Consider the following 253-nt stretch of genomic DNA (forward strand, 5'->3'; position numbering starts at 1 on the left):
CTCTTTCAGCAGCACATCCTTGTCGTGCATTGCGTCAAAGAGCTGGGCCTCGTCGTGCAGTAATTTCTCCGCTACCTGAGTGAACTGGTTTTCGATCACTTCCAATGCATGTGGCATGTAGGTGCCGTCTGGTTTTTCCGGCAAGACGCGGGCGCGTGCGAACTGGCGCATCTGCAGGCCAAGCAGCCGCAGATACCGGACGACCTGACGGTCCAGTGCGATATAAATCAGGAATAGGCTGACCAGCCACAGC

General features: G+C 56.1%; 1 pseudogene. It reads right to left on the reverse strand.

The annotated features are described in order from the left end of the window. Window positions 1-253 (reverse strand): annotated as a pseudogene (locus R0J92_RS24855) (sensor histidine kinase); the annotation flags it as partial.

The organism is Tritonibacter sp. SIMBA_163, assembly GCF_046535935.1.
GTDB classification, from domain to species: domain Bacteria; phylum Pseudomonadota; class Alphaproteobacteria; order Rhodobacterales; family Rhodobacteraceae; genus Epibacterium; species Epibacterium scottomollicae.